We start from the raw sequence: 2,036 nt of genomic DNA on the forward strand, positions 1-2,036 counted from the left end.
CTCAGGCGTTGGCCTTCGAACACCAGCGCCGGGGCGTTGGGGCTCAGCGCCGCTTGCTGGGTCAGGGCCGTGTGCAGGTTGGTCGGGCCGCTGTAATGACGTTCGGTCGCGTTCCAGCGATCCAGTTGCTGCTGATCCTGTTGTTGCGGGAACAACTCGACCAGCGTCCGGGCTGGCGTCGCCACCAGCGCGTCCAGCAGCGCACACCATTGCGCGCTCCAGCGCTGCATCGTCAACTCGTCAAACAGCGCCGCCTGGTATTCCAGCGCGAGGATCATGTCGCTGCCATCGTCCTGGACTTCCCAGCTCTGTTCGAACTTGGCGTCGATCACCGGCAGCGTCTGCTCTTCGATGTTCAGGCCCGGCCATTGGCTGCTGTCCATGCGGCCGTGGTTGAGGGAGAACATCACCTGGAACAGCGGTGTGCGGTTGAGGTCGCGACGCTGGGCCACAGCGCCGACCAATGTGGCGAACGGCAGGTCAGCATGGGCCTGGGCTGCGCGCAAATCGGCTTCAAGGTTGGCCAGCAACTGCTCGGCCGGGGCCTGTTGATCGACTTCACTGCGAATCACCAACGTATTCACCAGACACGCCAGCAGTGCCTGGGTTTGCGGCTGATCGCGCTGATCGGCCGGGGTGCCAAGACGAATATCACGCTGATTGCTATAGCGCGCCAGCAAGGCGCTCAGCGCTGTGGCCAGCACGACATAGGTGGTGGTGCCGCGTTGACGGGCGAACTGACGGATCGCGTCGGCCCGCTGGGCGCCGAGGCTGACTGTCAGTTGTTGGGCACGACGATCCGCTTCGGCCGCGCGAGGACGGTCCAGTGGCAGATCGAGTTGGTAGTCGTCCTGGCCGAGATGGTTTTTCCAGTAATCCAGGCTGTCATTGCGCCGAGCCTGGGTGTCCGGATGTTGCTGCCAAAGAACGAAATCAACATAGTCGATGTCCAGCGCGGTCCAGGCGGGTGACTGCCCCTTCAGGCCGGCGCTGTAGGCCTGGGCCAGTTCGTCGATCAGCAACTGCATCGCCCAACCATCGGTGGCGCTGTGATGCAGACACACCAGCAACAGGCTTTCGTCGCTGCCTTGACGTTGCAATAGGTGTGCACGCCAAGGTGCGGCGGCGGCCAGATTGAACGGTGCCATCAGCTCGTTCTGAGCATTGGCGCACGCCACCGCCCAGTCTTGTGTGGTGACCGAAGTGACCGCGAGCGCCGGGCCCTGATTGTCGATCAGTAACTGCGGCTCGCCTTCAACTTCGACGATGCGGCTGCGCAGTACCAGATGACGCTCGCTGACTTGCTCGAATGCCTCGCGCATGGCCTGAACCTGAAGCTCGCCATGCAAGTTCAGGGCGAACGGCATGTGATATTCGCGCGAATCCGGCACCAGACGGCTGAGCATCCAGAACCGCTGCTGCGCCAGGCCCAGCGGCAACTGTGGCGGACGCGGTTGTGTGGTGATCAGTTCGCCCGACATCGCCGCGCGCAGATGACCGGCCAGCGCCGCCACCGTCGGCTGGGCGAATACCAGCGCCAGCGGCAGGCTGGCACCGAGGCGTTCACGAACCCGGGCGACCAGTCGGGTGGCCAGCAAGGAATGGCCGCCGAGGTGGAAGAAATGATCGTCGATCCCCACCAACGGGCATTCCAGCACTTCGCTGAATAACTCGCACAGCACGGTTTCAGTGGCGTTGCGCGGCGCTCTGCGTGGCTGGTCGCTTTTGGTTTCCGGCAATGGCAGGGCGGCCAGCGCCTTGCGATCGAGTTTGCCGTTGCTGTTGAGCGGCAAGCAGTCGAGTTGCACCCACAGGCTTGGCAGCATGTGCGACGGCAAGTTGTCGCTCAATGCCGCATGCAGCGAGGCTTCTTCGGCGTCACCGCACCAGAAACTCACCAAACGCTGATCAAGCAGTAACGTAGCAGCATCGCGAACGCCGGCCTGCGCCAGCAATTCAGCGTCGATTTCCCCCAGTTCGATCCGTTGGCCACGCAGTTTCACCTGATGGTCGAGACGGCCGAGGTATTCGATGTT

At 63.1% G+C, this 2,036-nt stretch carries 1 protein-coding gene; it reads right to left on the bottom strand.

The features are described 5' to 3' along the window. A partial coding sequence (locus NHU87_RS28270; RefSeq protein WP_253555145.1) for a condensation domain-containing protein occupies nucleotides 1–2,036 on the bottom strand: 2,036 nt, incomplete at both ends.

It is taken from the genome of Pseudomonas mandelii (assembly GCF_024138395.1).
Taxonomy (GTDB): Bacteria; Pseudomonadota; Gammaproteobacteria; order Pseudomonadales; family Pseudomonadaceae; genus Aquipseudomonas; species Aquipseudomonas mandelii_E.